This is a genomic window from Aquitalea magnusonii (assembly GCF_002217795.2).
GTDB classification, from domain to species: Bacteria; Pseudomonadota; Gammaproteobacteria; order Burkholderiales; family Chromobacteriaceae; genus Aquitalea; species Aquitalea magnusonii_B.
Map to the genome: position 1 here is coordinate 2,198,474 of NZ_AP018823.1, position 22,908 is coordinate 2,221,381.

The 22,908-nt window shown below is 59.2% G+C and carries 24 protein-coding genes and 1 tRNA gene; 4 read left to right on the forward strand and 21 right to left on the reverse strand.

Translation table 11 applies throughout. The features are described 5' to 3' along the window. Window positions 1-232: 232 nt before the first annotated feature. Window positions 233-1,186: a LysR family transcriptional regulator gene (locus tag DLM_RS10445; protein ID WP_089084711.1), complete on the reverse strand. Its 954-nt coding sequence runs from the start codon at window positions 1,184-1,186 to the stop codon at window positions 233-235. Window positions 1,187-1,394: 208 nt separating this feature from the next. Between DLM_RS10445 and DLM_RS10450 the strand changes: the two genes are divergently transcribed. From DLM_RS10450 to DLM_RS10460, 3 genes are all read left to right on the forward strand, one after another. Further along, window positions 1,395-3,692: an NADP-dependent malic enzyme gene (locus DLM_RS10450; RefSeq protein ID WP_089084712.1), complete on the forward strand. Its 2,298-nt coding sequence runs from the start codon at window positions 1,395-1,397 to the stop codon at window positions 3,690-3,692. 304 nt (window positions 3,693-3,996) lie between these two features. Beyond that, on the forward strand, window positions 3,997-4,383 hold the full coding sequence (locus DLM_RS10455) for a hypothetical protein (protein WP_089084713.1): 387 nt from the start codon (window positions 3,997-3,999) through the stop codon (window positions 4,381-4,383). A gap of 44 nt (window positions 4,384-4,427) precedes the next feature. Further along, window positions 4,428-4,503, forward strand: a tRNA-Thr gene (locus tag DLM_RS10460). A gap of 332 nt (window positions 4,504-4,835) precedes the next feature. Here the strand turns inward: DLM_RS10460 and DLM_RS23035 are convergent. The 16 genes from DLM_RS23035 to DLM_RS10545 all read right to left on the reverse strand — a co-directional run bounded on the left by DLM_RS23035 (window position 4,836) and on the right by DLM_RS10545 (window position 19,741). Beyond that, window positions 4,836-7,385, reverse strand: coding sequence for a pyocin knob domain-containing protein (locus DLM_RS23035; protein WP_145985828.1), 2,550 nt, complete (start codon window positions 7,383-7,385; stop codon window positions 4,836-4,838). Further along, complete coding sequence (locus DLM_RS10475; protein ID WP_089084716.1) at window positions 7,386-7,874, reverse strand: hypothetical protein; 489 nt, start codon at window positions 7,872-7,874, stop codon at window positions 7,386-7,388. It abuts the gene before it with no gap. A gap of 8 nt (window positions 7,875-7,882) precedes the next feature. Beyond that, window positions 7,883-8,062 (reverse strand): hypothetical protein, encoded by a 180-nt coding sequence (locus DLM_RS10480; RefSeq protein WP_089084717.1) that lies wholly within the window; start codon window positions 8,060-8,062, stop codon window positions 7,883-7,885. Further along, window positions 8,059-8,415 carry a DUF7264 domain-containing protein gene (locus DLM_RS10485; protein WP_089084718.1) on the reverse strand — a complete coding sequence of 119 codons (357 nt, stop codon included), beginning with the start codon at window positions 8,413-8,415 and terminating at the stop codon, window positions 8,059-8,061. The genes DLM_RS10480 and DLM_RS10485 overlap by 4 nt, the downstream gene beginning before the upstream one ends. A gap of 92 nt (window positions 8,416-8,507) precedes the next feature. Then, on the reverse strand, window positions 8,508-9,695 hold the full coding sequence (locus tag DLM_RS23040) for a hypothetical protein (protein ID WP_145985829.1): 1,188 nt from the start codon (window positions 9,693-9,695) through the stop codon (window positions 8,508-8,510). Beyond that, complete coding sequence (locus DLM_RS10495; RefSeq protein ID WP_145985761.1) at window positions 9,692-10,057, reverse strand: hypothetical protein; 366 nt, start codon at window positions 10,055-10,057, stop codon at window positions 9,692-9,694. Before DLM_RS10495 ends, DLM_RS23040 begins: the two co-directional genes overlap by 4 nt. 12 nt (window positions 10,058-10,069) lie before the next feature. Continuing rightward, window positions 10,070-10,429 carry a hypothetical protein gene (locus DLM_RS10500; protein ID WP_089084286.1) on the reverse strand — a complete coding sequence of 120 codons (360 nt, stop codon included), beginning with the start codon at window positions 10,427-10,429 and terminating at the stop codon, window positions 10,070-10,072. Then, complete coding sequence (locus tag DLM_RS10505) at window positions 10,426-12,471, reverse strand: Ig-like domain-containing protein (protein WP_231960237.1); 2,046 nt, start codon at window positions 12,469-12,471, stop codon at window positions 10,426-10,428. The genes DLM_RS10500 and DLM_RS10505 overlap by 4 nt, the downstream gene beginning before the upstream one ends. A 98-nt stretch (window positions 12,472-12,569) precedes the next feature. Further along, window positions 12,570-13,217 (reverse strand): hypothetical protein, encoded by a 648-nt coding sequence (locus tag DLM_RS10510; protein ID WP_119313228.1) that lies wholly within the window; start codon window positions 13,215-13,217, stop codon window positions 12,570-12,572. Beyond that, the gene (locus DLM_RS10515) at window positions 13,214-13,639 is read right to left on the reverse strand and encodes a hypothetical protein (protein WP_089084290.1); all 426 of its coding nucleotides are present in this window, start codon (window positions 13,637-13,639) and stop codon (window positions 13,214-13,216) included. The genes DLM_RS10510 and DLM_RS10515 overlap by 4 nt, the downstream gene beginning before the upstream one ends. A 2-nt stretch (window positions 13,640-13,641) precedes the next feature. Next, window positions 13,642-17,418, reverse strand: a complete 3,777-nt coding sequence (locus DLM_RS10520) for a tape measure protein (RefSeq protein ID WP_119313229.1) — start codon at window positions 17,416-17,418, stop codon at window positions 13,642-13,644. Window positions 17,419-17,533: 115 nt separating this feature from the next. Then, window positions 17,534-17,893: a hypothetical protein gene (locus DLM_RS10525; RefSeq protein WP_089083858.1), complete on the reverse strand. Its 360-nt coding sequence runs from the start codon at window positions 17,891-17,893 to the stop codon at window positions 17,534-17,536. Between the two features lie 51 nt (window positions 17,894-17,944). Beyond that, entirely contained in the window at window positions 17,945-18,697 is a 753-nt protein-coding gene (locus DLM_RS10530; RefSeq protein ID WP_119313230.1) for a hypothetical protein, read from the reverse strand. Further along, window positions 18,694-18,879, reverse strand: coding sequence for a DUF7210 family protein (locus DLM_RS10535; RefSeq protein WP_089084388.1), 186 nt, complete (start codon window positions 18,877-18,879; stop codon window positions 18,694-18,696). The genes DLM_RS10530 and DLM_RS10535 overlap by 4 nt, the downstream gene beginning before the upstream one ends. Before the next feature lie 11 nt (window positions 18,880-18,890). Beyond that, on the reverse strand, window positions 18,891-19,310 hold the full coding sequence (locus DLM_RS10540) for a phage tail terminator protein (protein WP_089084387.1): 420 nt from the start codon (window positions 19,308-19,310) through the stop codon (window positions 18,891-18,893). After that, window positions 19,310-19,741, reverse strand: a complete 432-nt coding sequence (locus DLM_RS10545; protein WP_089084386.1) for a gp436 family protein — start codon at window positions 19,739-19,741, stop codon at window positions 19,310-19,312. The genes DLM_RS10540 and DLM_RS10545 overlap by 1 nt, the downstream gene beginning before the upstream one ends. 122 nt (window positions 19,742-19,863) lie before the next feature. Here DLM_RS10545 and DLM_RS10550 point away from each other — a divergent pair, with 122 nt between their 5' ends. Then, on the forward strand, window positions 19,864-20,304 hold the full coding sequence (locus DLM_RS10550) for a hypothetical protein (protein ID WP_089084385.1): 441 nt from the start codon (window positions 19,864-19,866) through the stop codon (window positions 20,302-20,304). Between the two features lie 45 nt (window positions 20,305-20,349). On the opposite strand, the gene DLM_RS10555 is transcribed toward DLM_RS10550, so the two are convergent. The 4 genes from DLM_RS10555 to DLM_RS10570 form a co-directional block, all read right to left on the reverse strand. Further along, window positions 20,350-21,111: a DNA adenine methylase gene (locus tag DLM_RS10555; RefSeq protein ID WP_089084384.1), complete on the reverse strand. Its 762-nt coding sequence runs from the start codon at window positions 21,109-21,111 to the stop codon at window positions 20,350-20,352. After that, on the reverse strand, window positions 21,074-21,268 hold the full coding sequence (locus DLM_RS10560) for a Com family DNA-binding transcriptional regulator (RefSeq protein ID WP_089084383.1): 195 nt from the start codon (window positions 21,266-21,268) through the stop codon (window positions 21,074-21,076). The genes DLM_RS10555 and DLM_RS10560 overlap by 38 nt, the downstream gene beginning before the upstream one ends. A 158-nt stretch (window positions 21,269-21,426) precedes the next feature. Continuing rightward, window positions 21,427-22,455: a major capsid protein gene (locus DLM_RS10565; RefSeq protein ID WP_089084382.1), complete on the reverse strand. Its 1,029-nt coding sequence runs from the start codon at window positions 22,453-22,455 to the stop codon at window positions 21,427-21,429. Between the two features lie 43 nt (window positions 22,456-22,498). Beyond that, window positions 22,499-22,894 (reverse strand): hypothetical protein, encoded by a 396-nt coding sequence (locus DLM_RS10570; protein ID WP_089084381.1) that lies wholly within the window; start codon window positions 22,892-22,894, stop codon window positions 22,499-22,501. Window positions 22,895-22,908: the final 14 nt, after the last annotated feature.

The window sequence follows — 22,908 nt, forward strand, 5'->3', positions numbered from 1 at the left end:
ATTGCAGCCTGCGGATATACGCAGCAATTGCCATGCCCGTTCACCCGGCGCACAAGGCCGGGCGTCCAGCAGCAACAGCGCAGCGCGCAAGCCGTCTGTCAACGCCACATCGACTGATTATAGGCATCAAACCGGCCAAGGCTTGCCGACACCGCGCAAGCGGCCCGCGCGCGCACTCTACCGTTTTGCCGCTGGCCCTCCGCTTTCTGCCTGGCGCTGGCGGCGGCGTGGATCAGCCTTCGCGGCTCAGTTCCAGCAAGGCGCGGGCAAAGTCGGCCAGCGGGCGCGACTGGCTGGCGGCACGGGTAAACATGGCAATGGGAGGCAAGGTCCAGTCAAAGGAATACGGCACAATGGCCAAACCCGTGGTGCGTGCCAGTTCTTCGGCGATATCCGCCGGCACGATGGACACGGCCCGTTCGCTGGCCACAATCATTTCGCCAATCAGCTTGGAGGAATAGCTCTCGACAATAGGCACAGGCGGCGCGATACCGGCAGCCAGAAAGATATCCGCCACCTGCTCGCGCATTGGCGTATTGGGTGCGCCCAAGATCCAGTCCAGCCCCACCAACTGCCCCCAGTCCAGCCGGACGCGGCCTAGCTGCGCGGCCAGGCGGCGGCTGGCAATCAGGCGCGGCTGTTGCCGGTAGAGCAGATTGAACTCCACGCCACGCAAGTCCACCGTGGAAGAAGCCCGGCCAATCACGATGTCCAGCGTGTGATCCTGCAATTGCGGCAGCAACTGATCACTGGTGCCTTCATGAATGGTCACGGTCAGGCCCTTGCTGTCCGCCGGCATGGCGCGGCGGATGGCGGCGGACAGCAAACGGCCCGAGATAAAGGGAATCACCCCCACATGCAGGTGGGCATCGAAGCCGGCCGCCGCACTGGCCATATCGCGCACCAGATGATCCAGATCGTGCAGCATGGCCCGCGCCCGCGCCAGCACCAGTTTGCCCAGCGCCGTGGGGGCCATGCCGCGCGTCGAACGGTCAAACAGCGCACCGCCAAACATGCCCTCCAGCTCGGACAGGGCATTGGTGATGGCCGGCTGGCTGCTGGCCATCTGCTCCGCCACCCGAGTCAGTGAGCCATGCTGCTGGATGTTCAGCAGCAGGATCAGGTGGCGCATTTTCAGCCGGGCAGACAGGTGGCGCAGGATCTCATCGGCATTGATTTCGGCCATGGCGGGTCAAACCATAATATAAATAGTATGGAGTGATAGTAAATCAAAATATTTACCTTATGTTATTTCGCTAGACTTGCTGTTAATCCAGTGGCCAGCCCCGCTATGGGACGCCCAACTGGAGAGAGCGTGGCTGCCCTGTCCGGCAGCCAAAACGACATAGCGATGGCCTTGGCACTGCAAACAAGCCCACATCAGGAGCGACACCATGGATACGACCGATCGTCAGGCAGCACTGGATTACCACGAATTTCCCACCCCGGGCAAAATCGCCGTCAACGCCAGCAAGCCGCTGGTGACCCAGCGCGACCTGGCGCTGGCCTACACCCCCGGCGTGGCCGCCGCCTGCGAAGAAATCGTGGCCGACCCGCTCAATGCCAGCCGCTTTACCGCCCGCTCCAATCTGGTGGGCGTCATCACCAACGGCACTGCCGTACTGGGCCTGGGCAATATCGGCGCACTGGCCTCCAAGCCGGTGATGGAAGGCAAGGCGGTACTGTTCAAGAAATTTGCCGGTGTTGATGTATTCGACATCGAAATCAACGAAACCGACCCGGACAAGCTGGTAGACATCATCGCCAGCCTGGAATCCACCTTTGGCGGCATCAATCTGGAAGACATCAAGGCCCCGGAATGCTTTGAAGTGGAACGCAAGCTGCGCGAACGGATGAAGATTCCGGTCTTCCATGACGACCAGCACGGCACCGCCATCACCGTGGCCGCCGCCTTCATCAACGGCCTCAAAGTGGTGGGCAAGGACATCAGCCAGGTCAAGGTAGTCACCTCCGGCGCCGGTGCCGCCGCCCTCACCTGCCTGGACCTGATGGTGCATCTGGGCCTGCCGCTGCAAAACATCTGGGTGACGGATATCGAAGGCGTGGTCTACCAGGGCCGTACCAGCCTGATGGACCCGGCCAAGGCGCGCTTTGCCCAGCCCACCGACGCCCGCACCCTGCGCGAAGTGATTGCCGGGGCCGATGTATTCCTCGGCCTGTCCGCTGGCGGTGTGCTCAAGCCGGACATGGTGGCGCAAATGGCCGCCCGCCCGCTGATTCTGGCGCTGGCCAACCCGGCACCGGAAATCCTGCCGGAACAAGCCCATGCGGTGCGTGACGACGTGGTGATGGCCACTGGCCGTTCCGACTACCCCAACCAGGTCAATAACGTGCTGTGCTTCCCCTACATCTTCCGCGGCGCGCTGGATGTGGGCGCCACCACCATCACCCGCGAGATGGAAGTGGCTGCGGTGTACGCCATTGCCGGCCTGGCCGAAGAAGAACAAAACGAAGTGGTGGCCGCCGCCTACGGCAGTTACGACCTATCCTTCGGCCCGCAATACCTGATTCCCAAACCGTTCGACCCGCGCCTGATCGTGCGCATTGCCCCGGCCGTGGCCAAGGCGGCAATGGACAGCGGCGTGGCCACCCGGCCGATTGCCAACCTGGACGCCTATACCGAGCAACTGCAGCAGTTTGTCTACCACTCCGGCAGCTTCATGAAGCCGCTGTTTGCCGCCGCCAAAAAACAGGTGCGCGAAGGCGGCAAGACCCGCATCGTGTTTACCGAGGGCGAAGACGAACGCGTGCTGCGCGCGGTGCAGGTGATCGTGGATGAAAAACTGGCGCGCCCGATTCTGGTGGGCCGTCCGGAAGTGCTGCTGGCCCGTATCGAAAAATTCGGCCTGCGCCTGCGCCTGGGCGAGGACGTGGAAGTCACCAACCCGGAATACGACGAACGCTTCCACCAGTACTGGACCAGCTACTGGGAGCTGATGTGCCGTGACGGCGTGACCAAGGAAATGGCGCGGGTGGAAATGCGCCGCCGCCTGACCCTGATTGGCGCAATGATGGTGCGCCTTGGCGATGCCGATGGCATGATCTGCGGCACAGTGGGCAGCTATCACGACCACCTGCGCTATATCGACCAGGTGATTGGCAAGAAAGCCGGCTCCGACACCTATGCCGCCATGAACATCCTGCTGCTGGACAAGCAGACCGTGGCACTGGTGGACACCCACGTCAACGACAACCCCACGGCCCAGCAAATTGCCGAATTTACCATTGCCGCCGCCGAGGAAATGACGCTGCTGCACATGAAGCCCAAGGCCGCACTGCTGTCGCGCTCCAACTTCGGCTCCGGCAGCTCGGCCTCCGGCAGCAAGATGCGTCAGGCGCTGGAGCTGATCCGCCAGCGCGCCCCGGAACTGGAAGTGGACGGTGAAATGCATGGCGACTGCGCGCTGGACGAAGCGCTGCGCATGGACATCCTGCCGATGTCGCGCCTCAAGGGCGCGGCCAATCTGCTGGTCTGCCCCAATGTGGATGCCGGCAATATCGCCTACAACCTGCTGAAAACCGCCGCCGGCAGCAATGTCGCCGTCGGTCCCTTCTTGCTGGGCGTCAATGCGCCGGTCAACATCCTCACCTCCAGCTCCACCGTACGCCGCATCATCAATATGGCGGCGCTGACCGTGATGGAAGCCAACCGCCAGATCGACCAGGGCTAAACTCCCCACCCACCAGGCAGCCATGCCAACGCAGGGCTGCCAGATCGCCAAGGGGCCACCTCACTGAGCGGTGACGTGGCCCCTTATTGCCATCGGCGGCAACACGACATATCTGCAACACCACCGGCAATGGCCAGGCCACCGCCCGGCAAGACCAGGCAGTCACATTGCGCCGGCAAGACCGCACCGCCGCGCCGCCAGAACAAGCCACGGCAACATCCACTGGCGCAAGCCATGCTAGTATTAGCCCCTTGCATCCACGACCCTCAAGCCGAATGGCCAACCATAAGGGCCCAGACTTCACATGAACCATTCCATCATTGGCCGCGCCCTGCTGCTGGGCGCCCTGCTGCTGGGCGGCATCGCCCACGCCGAAACCGAAGACATTCCGCTGCCGGGCGACGTGCAGAACGCCCCGCTCAAGAGTGCAAAAAAACCGGCACACCACGCCGGCACCACCGCCAGCAGCCAGCAAGGCAGCCACAAACACGCCAGCAAACCGGGCCGCAAACACCGCGTCACCACCAGCCATGCCAAACACCACGGCAAGAAGGCCAGCGCGCACAAAGCCGGCAAGATGCCCAAGGCTGTCGCACACAAAGCCAAGGCCAAAAAAGTTGTTTCGCATAAATCAAGCAAAAACAACAAGCTAAAGCAAAAGGCCAACAAAAAGCACAAGAAAATGCATTAGGCCGCTTGCCAAGCCACCGGTGAAACGCTATATTGCAGCCCTTCGCCGGTGTAGCTCAGTTGGTAGAGCACCTGACTTGTAATCAGGGGGTCGCGAGTTCGATTCCTGCCGCCGGCACCATATTCCACGGGCCTTGTAGCGATACAAGGCCCGTTTTGCATTTCTGCAATTCAGCATCATTCCCGCACACATCCCAAACAGCCGGTGTAACGTCGCGGATTCTTTTGCACACTTTCGCACGCGCTTTTGCACTGATGAATCCGCAATAATATGCAAAACAACCTGCAAAAATTAACCTCCATCAGGTACGGGTGATCCGGCAGGATGGTTGCCTGCATTTATCCAGTCGACGTATGCAACGTAGTCCGGGTCATCGACAGCCTGGCACGGCGCGACAACTTTACCGTCACTATCGCGGGTAACAGCCCCGCTGTTCATATCGATTGTGTACATCACTGCTCCGTTTCAAGGTAGACGCTGACAATGTCGATGCCGACAGCCAGGGCGGTAGCGTTGTTGGTGCGCCATGCCCTGTGTGCCAGCAGTGTAGTGTTTGCCGGCAGGGTTGTGCCTGCAGTACCTGGACCAACTGAACCTTCAACGAAGGTACCAGTATCCAGCCGCTCAACACGGTAATAAACGACTCCACTGGTAGTAGACGGGCTGTACAGGGTCAGCTCATAGATCGGGCCACCAGTAATGCCGGTTGCTGCCATCGGGGGGAAGCCCGCACCAAGCCCGATAGCTGCCTGCCCTGCACTGCCGCCATAGACGATATAGAGTTGTGTAGCGTCAGTAGACAGTTGCGCCAAGCCAACACAGTTCGTTAGCGTGTTCGGCTCGACGTTAGTTGGGGCTGCAACGCTGGATGACAGGCCGACGAATGCACGCGCACCAGATACCGCTGCGGGATCGGAGAATGCGAAGCGGGTGCTATAGAAGAAGCCGCCGAGCGTACCTGTCCCTAGGGTATACATTCCCAGCGTTGCGTACAGGCCAGACAAGCTACCCACTGTCGCGGCTGACACGTAGCCGATGCGTTGCGCCATACCTACCATCGTGCCCGCTGTCACCGTGCGCGCCGTCGCAGTGCCGACAGCCGCGGGGGCCGCCATGGTGTCGTAGAACCATGTGGTGCCGCCACCTTGGGCGTTCATCACGCTGATTTTCCTGCGCCAGCGAGCTGGGTCATTCACAACGAATTTACCCATGGACGGAATAGCTGCTGGTAGCGTGCGACCGGCCAGGGTTTGGCCGTACTCAAGCGTGTAACCGGATGCCGGGGCGGACGGGGCGGACACCGCTTGCAGCCGGTTACCAGAAGACAGTAGCGTACCGCTGATTTGCAGCTTGTCTGTGCCGTTGTCAGTAGACGTGCCGATTAGCAGATTACCGCTTGCTTTGAATGAGCCTACGCGAACGCCTCCAGCATAAAACACAATCTGTCTGCCGGTAGAGTCGTCTGTGTAGCCAATCAGATCGATAGCCGATTTCTGGGATAATGCAGCACCGCCACCCGCCGACAGCCTCAGCATGCCGTAGTCAGTCCCGAGGTTTTGGTTACCGTTACCGGTTATCTCACCCGCAACCATCGTCGTAGACAACGCTGGCAACGAACCGGGACCATAGAGCGCTACGCCTCCCGCCAGGTTTACCATCAGACCGTTCACTTTGAGAGATGACGTTGTGGTAGTGCCTGAAAACGTGGGGCTTGCAGTCGTGGCCGCCTGTTTCCAAGCATTCCACGACACTCCACCGTCAGTGCTGGAACGCATGAAAAAGTTGTTGGCGGTCAGTGTGTGGAACTGCTGCGTTATCAAACTGCCGACGTTCTTAACGAGCAGTATGCCACCTGCGCTGCCCGAGGGGTTCCCGTTGGACGCGGCGGTGAACGACACCCCGCTTGTTGTCATAGCGTTAAAATCTGTAGCGCTATTGTCGTACCAGCATAGCGCGTTTATGTTGACCCACGCTGTCGTTGAGACCTTGTTTGAGCTGTCTTTGTTTGCCGGGGATGTGGCATAAATAGTGCCATTCACCTGCAGCCGATCCGACCCGTTATCGGACGTGGAGCCGATTAGCAGATTTCCTGCATAAGAAAGAGCCATCGGCGTTGACCACGTTATTGAACTGCCGGACGTACCAGAGGGTGCAGTATTCCAGTAATGCCAGCCGCCGTAGGCTGAATAAATGGAGGCATATGTGTTGTACTTATACACCCATCCACCAGTAGTCAACACCGCGTTCTGAACAAGCTGCATCACCCCGGTAGACTGTGAAATAACCGCCCCACCTTGCAGCTCTACACCGTAGTTTTGACTAGCCCATGCACTGGGTGCCGCCCCAGCTCCAATCACCCTAGCAGTAGCTGTTAGCGTGCTTGCGTCACCGTCATGAGACAAAACACCGTCAATACCCAGCGCGGACGGGTGCGACAGCGTAACATTCCCGGTGTACCTAGTTTCCACAGTTACCTGCAGATTGTACGCATTTGAGTTGTTAGTTGTTACCTGCACCACGCCGCCGCTTACCTGCAAACGTGGCTTGTTACTATCTGTTCCGCTGTTAGCTACCAAGCGTATTGCCCAGGTTGAGGCTGCAGTCTGGTATACCTGATAACTTGCACCAGTATTCGAGGACGTTCCGGTTACGTTCAGCCTGAACGTGTAGACGTAGCCGGCGACTAGCGCGGTATTGCCACTACTATCAAGCGGAACGTTAGTCCAGTCCGCACTAGAAACCCCAGCCATCGCTGTACTGAATAACGTAACGCCTGGAAGCTTGGCAGAACCAGTAATTTTCAGGTCGGGCAGGCTGCTGGGGTACGGGTGTACATGATCAGCCCGTGATGCATCTGCCGATGTACCGGACGCTGCCTGCGCCGCGAGAGATGACGGCGCAGCGCTGGATACCGAGGCCTTACCCGCAACTGCCACAAACAGAGCTTTGATATCAGCACCGATAACTTGCGCCAGCGCAGTGACTTTTGTCGCAACAGACATTTAGGCTTTCGCTGCATTGTAAGCGGCAACGAAATCTGTCGTGGGATCACCGATGCCGAGATTGGTACATGCTTGAAGCTGCTGTGCCGCCGTCAGTGACTGGGCGTCGGCAAAGGACAATCGATTTCCGACCGCTGTCAGCAGGTTAGCCAGCGCCGACTTGTCATTGCCGATCTCGGCCTCAATTTCCTGCAGCGTGTCATAAGCCGCTGACGCACCGCCAAGAATCTGGTTTTTCAGATCAGCTAGTAGCCCCGTGATCTTGGTCGACGAGTAGGTTTTGGTATTGCTGGCCGCCGTGTCATCAATAGATGCACCGGCAGCACCTGCCGCCGCCTGGGCTAACTGCAGCACCTCATTGATCGCTGCAACCAAACTGACTTTTTCGGTCGTATTCAAGACAGCCAAGTTTCCCTGATTTGCCTTCAATAACTTGATGTCAGCTGCGATGCTCTGTGCTAGTTCGGTAATACGTGTTTGCAGAGACATTTGCACTCCTAGAGTTTGGCAATCTGATAGATCAGGTTGAGATCGATATCGAATACATCGGAACCGGCTGGGCCTGGCGGCCCAGGAGGGCCTTGCCGAGCGACATCAACAATGGTTTCTCGCTCGGTGATAGTGACTTCAAGAACCTCGCGGGCTGGGGTTGTCGTCAGTTCAATCACTTCAGTCATGCCAATACCCCCGGCAGGACTTCAATCCGGCCTGTCATGAACGGGTCAACCCGGCGAGGCTCCGGCCCAGGCCATTTAACGCGCAGGTTAAACACAGCATCACGCCAGATGTACGTGCGGGTGATCGCCTCCTCAATGCGGAGGGTGATAGCGTTGCCGTTTACGGTGATACCGGCATTGGCAGTCGTGAGATGGATCAGGGCGGTAGCGTTATCTGTGCTGGACTTTGCAACCAGTTCAAACTCGGCTCCGGTCAGATCAACCGGTTGACCACCCGCAGTCCATTCCCAGGTATGCAAGAAGGTGCAGCCCTGGACGATGGTTAACGGGTCTTTACGGACATAGGGGAGCAATGGGGCACCTCAAAACAAAACACCGGACATTGAGAGCCAAGTGTCCGGTGTTTCTGCTGAGGAGGAACGGGGGAAGGAGTTCGTACAGATAGTCAGACAAAGAAAAACGACTCATCCCCTTCGTTGTCCGACAGGTAGATTTTGCCCGGTGCAATCGCCCGCAGGTAGACCGCATCAGGGCTGGACTTGATGACCGCACTGCCGATGTAGGGCGAGGCTGCCAGCGCGTCACCGAAGCCGGCATAGTTTATATGCTTGGTACCACCTTCCGGGACATCATGGCACTGCAGGCTAAACACATTGCCGGCATGGAGTGTGAAGGTATGTCCCACTATCGAGGTACGTGGATAGACGACATCGATAAACACTTCGTCCCCCAGCAGCCAGGCTGACATTGTCCGATCGTAGATGCCGTGCTCCTGCAAGTAGGGTTCTATATAAGCCCACCCGATGTTCGTATTCCCGCCCATGTCGTGGACCACATCCTTGTACTCGGCCAATGGTTTGCCATTAATCTCATAGCGCACATGAAAGACGGTCTGGTAGAGCGTTGTACTTTCTGTGTGGCCTGCTGGACCAACTGGAAAAGAGACCTCTCCCAGAAAGACAGTGCCGCTGAGATTGACGACATCGATGTTATGCACCGTATTTTTCTCAATATCGACCACGCGGCCAATGCTGTCGTTGTAGCGGGTGTAAGCCAGGGTGACATCGTAGCGAACCTTGCTTGAAGTTCTTTCGTTGATGACACCGGTTTTTTTCTCCACACTGACAGCAACATCATAAAAATACCTGCCGTCGTAGACCACTACACAGCGGCCATCCAGCGATGAACATACCCACTTCGGACTGAAGACTGGCGCATCGCCTGAAACTGTCACGTTAAATGCCGGCCTTACCGATGAACTTCCAAGATCAGTCATCGCCGCACCAGCCGGCGCACCAATCCACAAAACCTCACCAGGTGCGATAGGAAACAGCCAGCCAACGTCGACGGCGGAAAATAACGGTACGGGAAATCGGTACTTCCCAGCGTATAAGCATGGATTCGGCCCATACGACCAAACCTCACGGCGCGCACCAGGAACGTTATGCGGTGCAGAAGGCACAATGGCCCGGTTGCAGTAAGCAGGCCAAGACTTCACATCTGGAAAATTGTAAAACGGGCTTGCACCCTCCCAAGAAAACCGTTGACCATCATCCCGTACAAATACACCCTGCCCATTTGAAACGTTCTCAACGTGGCCACCAAAAAAGCCCATGCTGACCGGCACTATCATGATGGCAGCTTCCCACTAAGGGTAATGGTGACGGACGTTCCGGTAATAGCATTACCGGAGGCATCAGATTCCGCCAGGGTGATGGTTTTAACCGGCACCATCCCGATGGCGAATAGCCCATCACTGGTGAACTTGGTGGCCAGCTCTGTAGATACATCTCCCCATGTCCTGGCCGTTTCCACATAGGCCGCAGCCAGCCCGGCACTACCGGCACCGCTGACCGCTTCCTTGGCCTTACCCCGGAAGATACCTCCGGCAATGCCACCCGGCCCGCTGACTGCCGGAAGGCTGCCGCTTGCAGACGGTTGATTGTTCTGACCAGCGAGAGCCTTGGCGACTTCTGCTGCTTGCTGTGTATTCATCCGCGCCATCGCTCAGCCCTCATAGATCGGGTTAGTGACCAGGGAGACATTGCTGTATTCCCCATCCGCCAGCGCGGACTGGTCGACCAGCAACCACACGGCCTGCATGCCACTAACCACCTGGCCCAGATCGACGGATGCACTGGCGCTGGCCAGTGCAGACAGTGAGGTGGCCAGGTGGATGGCGCTGGCTGGCACACCCGGCAGTACTGCATTGGCAGTCAACGTGATGCTGCCACCACTCGCGGCCTGGGCCTGGGCGGTTCCATCCGTCCCCACCCAGATCCGGGTAGCCGTGCCGCCCTTGATGGCCAGGCTGGCCAGCGGCAGGGTCCGGCCCGCGTCTTCATAAAACCCAAAGGTCAGACTCATCGCATTTCCAGGGTATCGACCGGGATGGCCACGCTGATGTTGTAGGCCAGCTCCCGCGAAACAGGGTCAGTTAAAAACACCGGAATATCCGGCACTGCAATCGCCACTTCATGCGGATATTCTGAGCTGGTATCACCTGCGGCTCCGGTGGTGTAGCCGGTGGTGGTGGCACTGTAGGTTCCCAGTCCCTCCAGGCAGGTACCCAGATCCGCGCTATCTGCCTGGGACATGTTCGGCAGACTGGTGAGTTCCGGGGCCAGAATCGGATCGCTATTGGCGGTACCGGCAGCCACCAGCCCGGAAATAGCCAGTTCCACATCGGTGATGGCACTGCCGGCAGAGGTGTCGTAATGCTCTACCAGGCGTGCCACCTTGCCGCTGGCCAGCATGTCGACACTGTTCACGGTCACTCCCATGTCCACATCCAGCAGTGGGTTACTTTGCGCTTTGAATTGCACTCGGGTGGTCCGGTGCGATGCCAGGATCTGGCGACGGGCGATGGCCGCCAGCGTCTGCAGCGCAAGGTTCGCATCATCACGACTCGCACTGGCCAGCGTTGTCAGGTCCGTGGTGGTGGTGCCGATATCAGGCTGCATGGTGGTCGATTCCGTCCAGGCCGTCGCATCAAACAGACCAGAGGCATCCATGCTGACTGTCTGACCCTGACGCTTCAGGGTGCCCAGCGCGGCCACGCTATCCGGGGCCTGGACGGTAATCCGCCAGCGTTCGGTCATGGACTGCACCACACGACGAGCAATTTGCAGTACAGCGCCGGCACAGCGCGGGTCGTCGGCAGCCGGGCCGGTATAGTCGTTGCGGAAGGTCAGGATAGCTACTGCGCTCGATGGCGGGTTGCCGGAAATGATTGCTCCAGAAGCATCGACATAGCCAACGTACTGGGTGCCTTGCAGCGGAGCGGTCCAGGCCTCCGAGCGCAGCTTCCAGCCACTGCTCTCCACGGCTGAACGGAACAGGCTCTTTTCGGGCAGCTTGAACGGCTTGCCATTACGGCCCTGGACGAACTGACCATAGGACAGGCCCATGCTCCAGTTGATGACGCGGCGGTACTCATGCAGGCGCGGGTAGCGATACTGCAGGCTGCAATCCACGACCTGCTCCATGGCCGACTCGCTGGTCACCGCGCTACCTTTGCCATCTCGTGCCACCTGGAATGGCGTGCCCCACATGATGCATGCTGCTGCGCCGGCACTGAGTGTGACCTTTGGGGTATAGCGGCCATCGGCCAGAACCTTGGTCGTGACGGACCAGGAGCCGGTGCTTCCTGCCACGGCGGTCAGCACCTGGCCAGCAATGTCCACCCGGATATTCATGCCAGGCACGGCGATACCGGTCAGGGTTGGCTGGGGATTGTTGGTCAGGGTTTTATTGTCAGCAAGATGACAAATCGGGGTAGTGCTGACCGGCTGGACGCCAATATTGTCATTGGTGACCAGGTTGACCACGGACTGACGGGCAGCCGGCTGGATCGCAAGCGATCCGTCTGCCAGATCGTCGTCCGTCAACGTCAGCCGGGAAGCCAGACCGGCCCACGGCGTCAGCCGGGGTGCGCCATACACATCAAGATCATAGGCGGCGGGCAGCGTGGACAGACGGTCCTGGGCGTACTGCAGGCTGTCGGCATAGCGGGCAAACACATGGGGCGACCAGAAGCCACCGAGCAATGCATCCAGCTCGGTGCGCGTGGCCAGGGCCAGCGAGTCGCGCCGGCCATCCGTACCATGCAGGGTGGCAATGCCGGTTTCAGCGTCAATCTCCGGCAATGCAACACGCCCGGTAAACCGGCGTACCCAGGCACTCAGGCGGGTGTGCTGCACATCAATGAGCAGGACTGCGCCAGAAAGACTGGCAAACGACTCGCCAGCAACCAGGAGCAGCCTGACCGTGGCGATACGGGCCGAGTCCTCCTCGGCTTCGATAGTGACTTCCCCGGCAATGCGGTCAGAGACATCCACCCCACCCAGCGTCACCCTGACATCCCATGCCTCGGCGGGTAGAGACTGGGCATGCGCAACGGTAATCACAAGCGGCAAAGAGACGGTCTGTCCAGCATGAACCGTTGAACCAGCAGAAGCCGAAGACAGACCGATCGGGGTTTCACCAAACGGAGACAAGCCGAACATCATGATGGTGTGCCGCCACCGTTATTGATGATGGCTGGCATATCAAACCAGTTCAGCTCACCAGTCAGCTTTTGTTCCTGGATGACGACATAGCCACGGCTGGTAAACGCGCATAGCAATACCAGGGCTTTATCCCCTTCCGCAATCTCGGGAAAAACGTATCTCACCCCATTGGGGCTATATGGCGCTTGGAAGTAGTGAGTAGTTGCAGAAACCCATGCATTGTCCTGCACCTTATAAGGAAGCAATACCGGAGAAAAGTTAACCAGGAACTGAATATCTTCCGCCATGAGGGGAAGATAAACCCTGGCTCCGTTGGGAATGGGTTTACTGGCATCATCAAAAGACACCGCATTGGTTGCCATCCCTCTGCCGACCTTCTCGGCATAAACATGCCCCTCCATTGCATAAGCAACGCCAGGTTGGCGATAGGTCACACCATCAACTACCCATTCAAATACAAGATTCGCATAAGAATTGGGAAACTGGAGCAGGATGGTATCCAGATTGATCCAGTTCGCGAGCTGGGGTGTTCCCGTTCCAACCCATTCAGCAGTCAGCGTGGTTTCCCAGCCATCCAGATAAACAGCCTGACCAGGATTCGGTGCAACACGGGGGTAATAATCACTATTCGGGGTTGCCATCATTGCTCCTCAAAATGCAGATTCCAGCCCCAGCTTGCGGAGCGGATATCGGTGTTCTCGGCAATCGTGATAAAGCCGGTCAGGCGCGGCCAGTAGTAATACATGCCATTGCGGACCACGCCTGGGATATCCGGGCGTTCACTGACTACCGTGCCAATCGGCACCGCCCTGGGGGCGGCGCAGTCCAGAACGTGGGGGGCGGTTTGATCCAGGGCAGCCAGCGGTGCCGGCATCCAACCGGTGGCGGCGATATCGGAACGAATCTTCTCCCAGCGGGACTGCATCACGCCCCGGCCGGAGCGCATGCGCAGCAGATTGCGCCCGCCGGCACGTTCATAGGTCTGCGTTAATTTCACAACGGCCTTGATCGGAATTAACGTGCCATCAATGCCCAGCGTCAGTGCGTATTCGTGGACGTTTGCCATGTTCAGCCTTGTTTCAGGTTCATCAGGGTTGCGGCCTTCACCAGTTGCTGGACTGCATCGTCATCGCCATAGAGCGGCACCGGCGCGGCCTGGCCTGGCAGGTAGATATTGAGCGGGGTCTTCTGGCTGGCCGGGCTGGCGGCCGCAGCAGCCTGCATGGTCGGAATGCCCGCCATGGCCCGGCTCACTGCCGGCAGCTGGCCAACGGCACCGCCCACGGCAAAGCGTGGCAGGCGCATCTGGTTAATGGCATGCAGCAGGCCGGGGCCGTAGTAGCTGGTGGCCGCTGCCTTGACCACGAATTCACCATTGCTCAGCCAACTGAGGATGCTGTCCGAGGTGCCGGTACCGGGGCCAGAAATGGCACCGCCTTCGGCATTGGACTGGATTTCAGACAGGGGGCGGTCAGCCAGGCCCAGTGCGCTGCGGGCATCGGTACGGTACTTGCCATCCGGTCCCACCAGCTCCACGGCAATCCTGATCGGCTTGGCCGTCGCTGCTTGCTGGATACGGTTCATCATGCTGTCCATATCCTGCAGGGCCTGCTGGTCGTTGATGCTGACCGAGATATCCAGCTTTTGTACCGCAGCAGCGGCAGCCTTGATGGCTTCGATCTGCTCCAGGGCCTTTTGCATGGTTGATTTGGCTGTTTTCTCCATGCTGGCATCCGCGCTGTCCTGGGCGCGGCCGGCTTGGTCATTCATGAAGTTGAATTCGCCCTCGGTAATCTTGCCGTTCGTGCGCAACTGGTTGATCACCTCCATCACCCGGCTGAATGCCGTTTCAGCGGCAGAGGCATCGCGGGCGGCTTTCTGGAAATCGCTATCCAGTCCGGTATTGCCGGCTGTCTGCTGGCTGGTCGCAGCCTTGCGAGCAAGCTCATTGGCCTTGCGCAGGCTTTCGTAGTAGTCAGTGACACCCTGCGGCTCTGCGGCCTTGGCTGCAGGGTCGACCGCTTTATTGTTGGCCCATGCGTCCTGGTGCTTCTTGCGATCCGCAACCGCCGCTTGCAGCTGCTCGTTGGCCTTGTCGTAGAGCTTCTGTTCCTTGGCCAGCGCTACCGCCAGCGTCTCCAGCTGGCCGGCCTTGATGGCCTTCACCTGGTTGCCGTAGGTAGTTTCCTGCTTCAGCCGTTGCGCCTGGTAATCGTCCAGCGCCTTGAGCGCTTTCTTGTAGGTGACAGCCTCGGCCAGGTATTTCTGGTATTCGGGGTCTTGGTCAGACACTCCACCGGCACGGGTCACGTTCCGGGCGCGCAGGTTGGCTTGGTCGATCTGGATCTGGCGGGCGCGGTCCAGGTTCTCGCGGTAGGTTTTGAGCTGGGCGGTAGTCGCGCTGGCCAGCTCTTCTGCCGTGTAGACCCGCGTGACCGAGCCGGTGCCGCCAGAGCGGGCTGCTTGCTGCTGCAGTCGATTGATTTCCTCCAGCTTCTGCCGCTTTTGCTCCAGGGCATCCGCTTCCATCTTGTGGAGGTCAATAGTGTTGCTGATGATGGGTTCAAGGGCAGCGTATGCGGCATAGGCCACGGTGCCAAAGACAGTAAAGCGGGCAATCAGCGCCGCAATGCCCGCCAGCGAGGTCGTAGAGGTGAGGGCAACTTCGGCGGTGACACCTGACCAGGCTTTCTGTGCCACGCTAGCCGCTTTGCTCCAGGCGACCCCCGACTGGATTGCCCCCTTGCCAGTGACCACATCCAGCATGCTGCCTATCGACTGTGCTTCTTTCAGCGTCCTCAGAGCAGTAGCCGCTTTGGTAGCTGCAGTAGCAAAGGTCACCAGATCAGTAGCAAGGCCAGCAAATAGTTTCTTGGCAGCCAGCGCACCATAAACCGCAGCCACCGCAATGATTGCATCGTGATGCGCGGTGATGAACTTGGCAGTACCGATGGCGATCTTGCCCAGGGCCTGCAGCGCGTCTGCGATGTCGTGGGCGATCTTGGACAGTTCGCCGGTCTCTTTCATTTTCTGCAGCGCAGTCGTTAGCTGGGTGATGCTGTCCTTAGCAAACTGCAGCAGCCCGGCTTGGCCAATGCTGTCCAGGAACTCCTGCCACAGGTCGGTGGCATTCGACACCACGCCATTCCAGGTCTGCATCTGGGAGGCAGCCGCGCCAGCCGCATCGTTTTCCATTGCCTGCATCAATGCAGTGATGGCATCCCTGCCGAGCTGTCCGTTTTCGGACATCTTCATCAGCTCTGCCGCTGACTTGTTCATTGCCTTGGACAGCAAGTCCCAGACCGGGACACCGGCCTCGTTGAGCTGCATGATCTCTTCGCCCTGCAGCTTCTGCTTTGTCCACGCTTGGCCCAGTGCCAGGGTGATGCGCTCCAGCATTTCCTGGGACGCACCCAGCTTGGCGGCCTGGTCGATGATGGCCTGCATGCTGCCGGCCGTCGGGTCCAGCCCGTAATTGCGCAGCCGGATATAAGTCTGGGTCAGGTTGGTGACCTGGAATGGGGTATTGACCGCCTGCTGCTTGATGTAAGCGAAGGCGTCACCGCCCTTGGTGGCCGACTTTTCAACGGCGTTTAACTGGGTGCGCAGGGTTTCAAACTGGCCAGCCGTGGACAGGATGCTGCGGGTCAGTGCCAGCGCAGCGTTGAGCGACACCACCGCACTGGCCATAGCCACCAGCTTGCCGGCACCGGTCATCAGGAAGCTGCTGGCTGGCATCGTGCCCTGCAGCTCGGCGCGCAGTTCAGCAATCCTGGCTTTGGTGGCCGTGGCCGCCCTGGACAGCTCGGCCATGCTGATTGCCGGGTTCTGGGTCAGGCGCGTGAATGCAGCAGACACTTGCTGGATTTCGCGCTGGATGTCGGTCTGGGAGCGGATGCCCAGGACGTCACGGGCAGCACCTGTACGTTGTGCCTGGTTGACGGACGCAGAAGGAGCCGTAAACAGCTTGACCTCCTCGGCACCACCACGCAGCTCCTGGCGCAGGGCCGCAATACGGGCCTTGGTCGCGGCGGCGGCTCGGTCCAGCTCGTTATGCGAAACCGTCCCGGTGGCAGCGAGGCGGTCATACGCTGCTTGCACCTGGCTGATTTCGCGGGTGATATCCAGCTCGGAGCGGATGCCCAGGACATCGCGGGCGGCACCAGTGCGGCGCACCTGGTTGACCGATGCAGATGGGGCTGCAAACAGCTTGACCTCTTCGGCACCGCCACGCAGTTCCTGGCGCAGGGCGGCAATCCGGGCCTTGGTCGCGGCGGCGGCTCGGTCCAGCTCGTTATGCGAAACCGTCCCGGTGGCTGCGAGGCGATCATAGGCCGCCTGCACCAGGTTAATTTCGCGGGTGATATCCAGCTCGGAACGGATGCCCAGGACATCGCGGGCAGCATTGGTACGGCGGTTCTGGATGACGTTTGCAGATGCTTTTGCAATCGCGCTGGCCATCTTGTCCTGCTCTGCAGCCAGGTTGCGGGTATCGACACCGGCCGCCGCCAGCGCTTGGCGCATGGAGACCACGGCTGCTACCTGGCCACGCATGGCAGCCTCGGTCTTGCTGATCGCGGCCTCAGCCTTCGCCAGTTGCTGGCTTTGCTGCAGGGTGCCGCCACTTTCACCCAGTGCCTTGCGCACCTGCTCTGTGGTGGTCTTCAGCTTGACCAGGGCGGTGCCAGTGCTGTCTGCGTCTTCCTTGGCTTGCTTGAACAGGCTGATCTGCTTGGCCTTGTCCGACATGCCCTTGAGTGCCTGGCCATAGATGGTTTCCGCCTTGGTCACGGCAGTGACAAAGTCGGAGCTGTTGGCCTTGATCAGGTATTCCAGGGTTTTCATGTGGCGTTTCGGCTATTCAGGTCATCAATGACTGCGGCAAAGAAGCGCAGCGGGTACTGCGCTGCATTGGGGTGGCCCGCTTCAATCAGCCGGCCCAGATTGGTTTCCAGCTGGCTTAGCTGTTCAGCTGGGCCAGGGCGATCATCTCCGCCTTGGCCTGCGCCTGTTCCAGCCGCGCCTTCATGCCGAAAAAAAGCGGGTTCAACTCCCGGCACTTGTCGCGCAGTGTTTGCAGCTCGGAGTCAGCCAGGCTATCCAGCAGCTCAGGCTCCATCGGGGCCATGGCGCGCAGCTCGTCCAGTCGCAGATCCGGCAACAGGGTGGCATTCAGCACCAGATCAGCTTGCGCCGGGATCAGCCCGACATCGCCATGTTGCTGCATGGACTCAACCAGCAATGCACGAATATCCGCGACTGTCAGTTCGCGGATGGTGATGACGTGGTCACCGATAGGGGTGGGTTTTTCGATACGCATGACAAGCTCCAGGGCGCAGCCAGGCTGCGCCCATCGGTAATGGTGGATGGCTTACTTCAGCAGGGTTTCACGTACCCACTGGGACAAGCCGTCACCGGTCTGCAGCGGGTCAGCCAGTACCTCGAATTTCAGGCCGGCACTACGGAAATCCTTGCCCAGGATGGAGTACTTGTCGGCAAAGCCGAACTTGCCCCGGAACACTTCCATCACTACCTGCTTGCGGCTGGCCTTGTTCACGCCATGGAAGATCAGCGAGCGCTCTTTCTGGGAGCCGGCCAGCCACTCGACCACATTGGCCTCCAGTGCCTTGTAGCTGACCTTGATCTTTGTGCCGTCTGCGATACCGCCACCGGCCAGCGGGATGATGCCGGCAGCGGTCGGGAAGTAGTCCTTGCCCGCGATATACGGCTGGCCACCAGCTTCAGGGCTCACTTGAAAGTCACCGGCACCGAGATGTTCCAGCGGTACCAGGACACCCTTGAAGGCGGTCTGGACTTCATCGGAAATGGTCTGTTCGGCACGGGCATTGGCCACGCCCATGGTCATTTCGGCAATGATTTCCGGCTGGAAAGTGGTCACTTTCAGATCCAGCGATACCGACTTCACCGAGTACAGCTTGTCGTAGTTGCCCTGACCGGTGTACGAGTCCGCCAGCTCCTGGGTTTCCTGCTCAATGGTCAGGTCAGCCGATTCGCACATGGCAAACGGGGTGTATTTGGGGACACCATACTCCGCCATCATGATCTGGCCGGAGACCGAGTAAGAGTGTTTTTCAGTCGATAGAATGACGGGTGCGTAGCTCATGCTTCAGGCTCCGTGAAAGTGGGGGTGGACTGCTTGGCCGTTGCCGGCTTGGCAATGTTGTTGCGGTACAGCCAGTCGGCCGTGCTGGGTGATACGTCCAGCTCTTCGCCGGCTGGGTAGGTCGTGCCGGCGTTCTTGTGCTCCACAATCAGCTCGACACGCTCTTTTTGTTGCGATGCCATGGAGTCTCCTTTCATGCGTAGAAATCAGCGGTAAACAGCAGCGGGAAATAGCCCCAGTCGCTCGCGTAGAGGGCGGCAGGCGGTGTGGACGCATGCAGCGGGTCATACAGCCCGGCATCCGGGGTCCAGCCCAACAGTGCAGCACGCACATTGGCCAGCAGCTCCCCGGCCTTGGCCAGCATCTGGTCGGCACTACCCTGGAGAGCGGCCACCACCATCCACTGCTGCAGGATGTGGTTCTGGCCCTCCTGCGACTGACCATCACCCGGAATGACATCCCGCACATAGATCACATACAACGACGGCGAGACCTGCTCGCCACTGGTCACATCGGTCAACTCGCCACGCTGCACGATCTGGCGGACATCACTGATCTGGGCCTTGAGCTGGGCGACGATGTGTTTGCCCAGGGCGAGGTGGTCGGGTCGCATCAGTAGTCCCTCATGCTACGGCGGGTAAATTTGCGGCGCGGGCCGGACATGACCACCTTGCCAGTGGAGCTGGCCGGGGTTTCCGGCACCGGCAAGCCCAGCGACACCACGCCATTAGCTACGTCCTTGAGCCACTTCACCCCGTCGTCGTAGCGCTTGGTCACTTCTTCACCTGGCTGGCTGGAGTACATGAAGTAGCGCACCAGGTCAGCGGCCACACGCTCCAGCGCACCAGGAACAAACGGCACCGGTAGGGTGTAGCGCTTGCCTAGATAGGAGTTGACCAGCTCGGTGGCGTCCCCGATGGCGCGGGATACCTTGCCTTGGTCAACTTCCCCGGTATTTGTCGGGTCAGTGACACGCAGCAGGAACTCACGGCCGAAGCGGTCTTCCAGGCCTTGCTGGGTGATGTAGGGGGTAGAAGTAGTCATGCCCGCATTGTGCGGGCATGGGGAGTGCAAAAAAGGCAGGAAAGGGTTCGGCAGACAGATGGATATGGGTACAATTTGTGGCCAAGCAGTGATGACAAATCCATCAAGACCAAGGTGAGGCCATGTCCATCGAAATTCATAGAACTGAAAAGCCCTCGACAGTGATCGGTACGACTACTGATGAGTCTCAATTTTTTATTGCAAACACTCGCACGAATGGACTCCTTCACAAGGGTTACTTGCCCTCAGTCAGGGATGCCGTTCAAGAAGTCATTGATCTTGAAGTAGAACTGAAATCATTACTTGGCGCAGAGGGTCGAGATCACTTTGTGAAAGTTCGCAATGTGTTCGTTGATGACAAGACAAATAACATCACTCTGTATGTTGACTATCTACATGATAAGAATGTCACCCCCTTTATTGGTGACGATGAAATTGCTAATCGTTTGGGTAACGGAAACGTTGATCAGCATGGATGTGGTCGTTACGTAGAGGTTAAAACCATCACAGCCTATTTTGCCTCCGAATCCTTCAATGAGATCGCAGATACCTATTACAAGTAGCAGGCTGGCCAGGAAAACATCCTGGCCACCTCTCCTCCCTCACACCTACCAGTTGCAAATGATCAGCTCCGCGCTGGACTTCCCTTTCTTCGGATTCACGCTGTACTGGATGGCCACCTGCTCCATCCTGAAACCCGCGAACACGTCACGAATATCCGGGTGGTCGTTGATACTCAAGATCACCTTGCCCTTGCAGCTGCGCAGCAGCGCGGCCAGCGCCTGGTACTCTTCAAACGGAAACGACAGGCCATAGCCCGCCGTCTGCCAGTACGGCGGATCAGCATAGAACAGGGTGTGGGAGCGGTCGTACTTCTGGATGCAGGTTTTCCAGTCCAGGTGCTCGACGTAGGTCCGGGCCAGGCGCAAGTGCGCAGCCGACAGCTCCTCCTCGATGCGTAGCAGGTTCATCCGGGGCGGACTGGTGGAGGCGGTGCCAAAGGTCTGGCCACTGACCTTGCCGCCGAACGCCATCTTCTGCAGGTAGTAAAAGCGGGCTGCCCGCTGGATATCCGTGAGGATGACCTCCGGCGTGATCTGCAGCCACTTGAACATTTCCCGCGAGATCAGCGCCCACTTGAACTGGCGTACAAACTCCTCCAGGTGGTGTTGCACCACCCGGTAGAGGTTCACCAGTTCGCCCGAGATGTCGTTCAACACCTCGACCTTGGCGGGCTTCTTCATGAAGTACAGGGCCGCTGCTCCGCAGAACGGTTCCACGTAGCAGGTATGCTCCGGGAACAGCGGCAGGATGTGTTTGGCCAGGCGGCGCTTACCGCCTATCCAGGGAATGATCGGAAGGGTTTGCATCAGGCGATGTCCTGTCTGGCACGCCCTGGTGCGCTGGTGGGTGGCTCGTGGCCTTGAAATGATTGAGTGTCCGGCAGCGCGGACACTTGATACTGAGGGTAATGTACTGGCCTTCGGCCATTTTCCGGCCGCAATGGCCACAGCGAATATCGGTCATGTCTCTGCAAGGTCGTTAAAACCCGTTAGAATTGCCGGGCTTTCAGCGCTGAAAGTGGCAGCCTCGGGTTGGCCTGCAGGTTTGGTCTGCGGTCAGCTGTCCGGGTGGGTGTTAGCGCACCCACCCGGTCGCTGTCTCTCTATCGCCTCACGGCGTTATCAAGTCAGTTTCAATTCCACCAGCACACCCGGACGGGCGCACAACGGCAGCGGATTAGACTGGGTATGGACATCCACACCACGGTCAAAATCGGTATTCCTGATCTTGGCGTAGTACGGCTGGCCCAGGGTGCCGACGGCTTCCATGAAGTCACCCGGCGCGTCATACATCAGGAAGGTCTGGCGGGTACCCAGCGGAATGGCATGGCCAGCTCCTTCGCTGATCAGGGATACCGTGCTCTTGCCATCAGCAGTCGGGACTTCACCGGTGTACTCCTCGAAGGTCACACCGCCAAACTTGAAGCCGTTGCGCACGTCCCCGCCGATATTTTCCTGGGCAGCGGCCCAGCCCTGGAATGCCTTTTCCACGTTCGGATGGACAGTCAGTGCATCCATGAATTCTGCATCCACCCAAGCCTTGACCCCGGTGGACACATCACCCAGCAGGTTCTTTTCAATGTGACGGCACACGTTCATGCAAGCCTGCTTCACATTGAAGGCCGGGTCAGACAGCTTGAATTCGATCACCTTCTTCTGGATGCCGAATTCCTTGTACAGGTCGTACATCAGTTCGCCGTCACCATCCACAATCTTGCCCTTGATGGCACCCAGCATCATCCACTCCTGGGTCAGGTCGTGACGGACCTTCATGTCCTGCAGATGGTCGTTCACCACATTGGCGACGTCGGCCACCGTCAGGGTGTCGTTGCCGCCAAAGACGCGAGAGCCCATGATCTCGGCCGCCAGAATGGTGTCATCGTGCGGGATGTGCGGTACCCCGAAGAACCGCACGTTCTTCTTGTCACGCTTGGTGCGTTGGCCCGGACTACCCACGTCCTGATTGGACAGGAGGTGGAGTCGGCCACCGGCATATTCCAGGGCGATGGTGCGGGAATTCACGCCCTTGCGCACAAAAATGCCGGACTGGCCTACCTTGGAATAGGTATTCGGCAGCAGCTTGATCGATTCGGTCAGGCTGGCGATGGAGAACGCGGGATCTTTCAACAGATCAGCGATAGATTGAGGCATGGCTCAGTTTTCCTTTGCTTGAGGTCGTGACAGCGGGTGACGCTTAGTCGCCGGCACGCTCGGTGATGCGGATGCCACGTGCCGACAGCTGGCGGTAAACGTGACGGTATTTGGCCGGGGCGGATGCCTGTGCCGCTTGCAGCTCCGGCAGCGTATCCAGCGCCACCAGGCAATCGCCGGCCACGGTACCCACCTCGCGGGAGGTGACACCGGCATCGGCTGCCGGCAGCGCGTGGCGGGTCACGCCCAGCACGAAAGCCAGCGGGTCGTCACCAACATGCCAGGGCACGGCCAGCTCATCGTCCAGCGTGGCCACACCCAGGATGGTGCCGGCCGGCAGTGCGGCCGGGCCGACTGCCAGGGTTTCGCAGCATTCATCCGGCTCACCCACCAGCGGGATCTGGGGCGGCAGGGTCTGATTGATCGTCAGGGATTCCATGACTGTCCTTTTCT

Bases quoted from the DNA above. Each gene is read 5' to 3' on its own strand.
- DLM_RS10475 (WP_089084716.1), bottom strand. From the start codon at position 7,874: ATGTCTCTGCAAACACGTATTACCGAACTAGCACAGAGCATCGCAGCT.
- DLM_RS10500 (WP_089084286.1), bottom strand. From the start codon at position 10,429: ATGAGTCTGACCTTTGGGTTTTATGAAGACGCGGGCCGGACCCTGCCG.
- DLM_RS10545 (WP_089084386.1), bottom strand. From the start codon at position 19,741: ATGACTACTTCTACCCCCTACATCACCCAGCAAGGCCTGGAAGACCGC.
- DLM_RS10455 (WP_089084713.1), top strand. From the start codon at position 3,997: ATGAACCATTCCATCATTGGCCGCGCCCTGCTGCTGGGCGCCCTGCTG.
- DLM_RS10540 (WP_089084387.1), bottom strand. From the start codon at position 19,310: ATGCGACCCGACCACCTCGCCCTGGGCAAACACATCGTCGCCCAGCTC.
- DLM_RS10480 (WP_089084717.1), bottom strand. From the start codon at position 8,062: ATGACTGAAGTGATTGAACTGACGACAACCCCAGCCCGCGAGGTTCTT.
- DLM_RS10565 (WP_089084382.1), bottom strand. From the start codon at position 22,455: ATGCCTCAATCTATCGCTGATCTGTTGAAAGATCCCGCGTTCTCCATC.
- DLM_RS10515 (WP_089084290.1), bottom strand. From the start codon at position 13,639: ATGGCAAACGTCCACGAATACGCACTGACGCTGGGCATTGATGGCACG.
- DLM_RS10450 (WP_089084712.1), top strand. From the start codon at position 1,395: ATGGATACGACCGATCGTCAGGCAGCACTGGATTACCACGAATTTCCC.
- DLM_RS23035 (WP_145985828.1), bottom strand. From the start codon at position 7,385: ATGTCTGTTGCGACAAAAGTCACTGCGCTGGCGCAAGTTATCGGTGCT.
- DLM_RS10550 (WP_089084385.1), top strand. From the start codon at position 19,864: ATGTCCATCGAAATTCATAGAACTGAAAAGCCCTCGACAGTGATCGGT.
- DLM_RS10510 (WP_119313228.1), bottom strand. From the start codon at position 13,217: ATGATGGCAACCCCGAATAGTGATTATTACCCCCGTGTTGCACCGAAT.
- DLM_RS10525 (WP_089083858.1), bottom strand. From the start codon at position 17,893: ATGCGTATCGAAAAACCCACCCCTATCGGTGACCACGTCATCACCATC.
- DLM_RS10555 (WP_089084384.1), bottom strand. From the start codon at position 21,111: ATGCAAACCCTTCCGATCATTCCCTGGATAGGCGGTAAGCGCCGCCTG.
- DLM_RS10495 (WP_145985761.1), bottom strand. From the start codon at position 10,057: ATGAATACACAGCAAGCAGCAGAAGTCGCCAAGGCTCTCGCTGGTCAG.
- DLM_RS10570 (WP_089084381.1), bottom strand. From the start codon at position 22,894: ATGGAATCCCTGACGATCAATCAGACCCTGCCGCCCCAGATCCCGCTG.
- DLM_RS10535 (WP_089084388.1), bottom strand. From the start codon at position 18,879: ATGGCATCGCAACAAAAAGAGCGTGTCGAGCTGATTGTGGAGCACAAG.
- DLM_RS23040 (WP_145985829.1), bottom strand. From the start codon at position 9,695: ATGATAGTGCCGGTCAGCATGGGCTTTTTTGGTGGCCACGTTGAGAAC.
- DLM_RS10520 (WP_119313229.1), bottom strand. From the start codon at position 17,418: ATGAAAACCCTGGAATACCTGATCAAGGCCAACAGCTCCGACTTTGTC.
- DLM_RS10560 (WP_089084383.1), bottom strand. From the start codon at position 21,268: ATGACCGATATTCGCTGTGGCCATTGCGGCCGGAAAATGGCCGAAGGC.
- DLM_RS10445 (WP_089084711.1), bottom strand. From the start codon at position 1,186: ATGGCCGAAATCAATGCCGATGAGATCCTGCGCCACCTGTCTGCCCGG.
- DLM_RS10530 (WP_119313230.1), bottom strand. From the start codon at position 18,697: ATGAGCTACGCACCCGTCATTCTATCGACTGAAAAACACTCTTACTCG.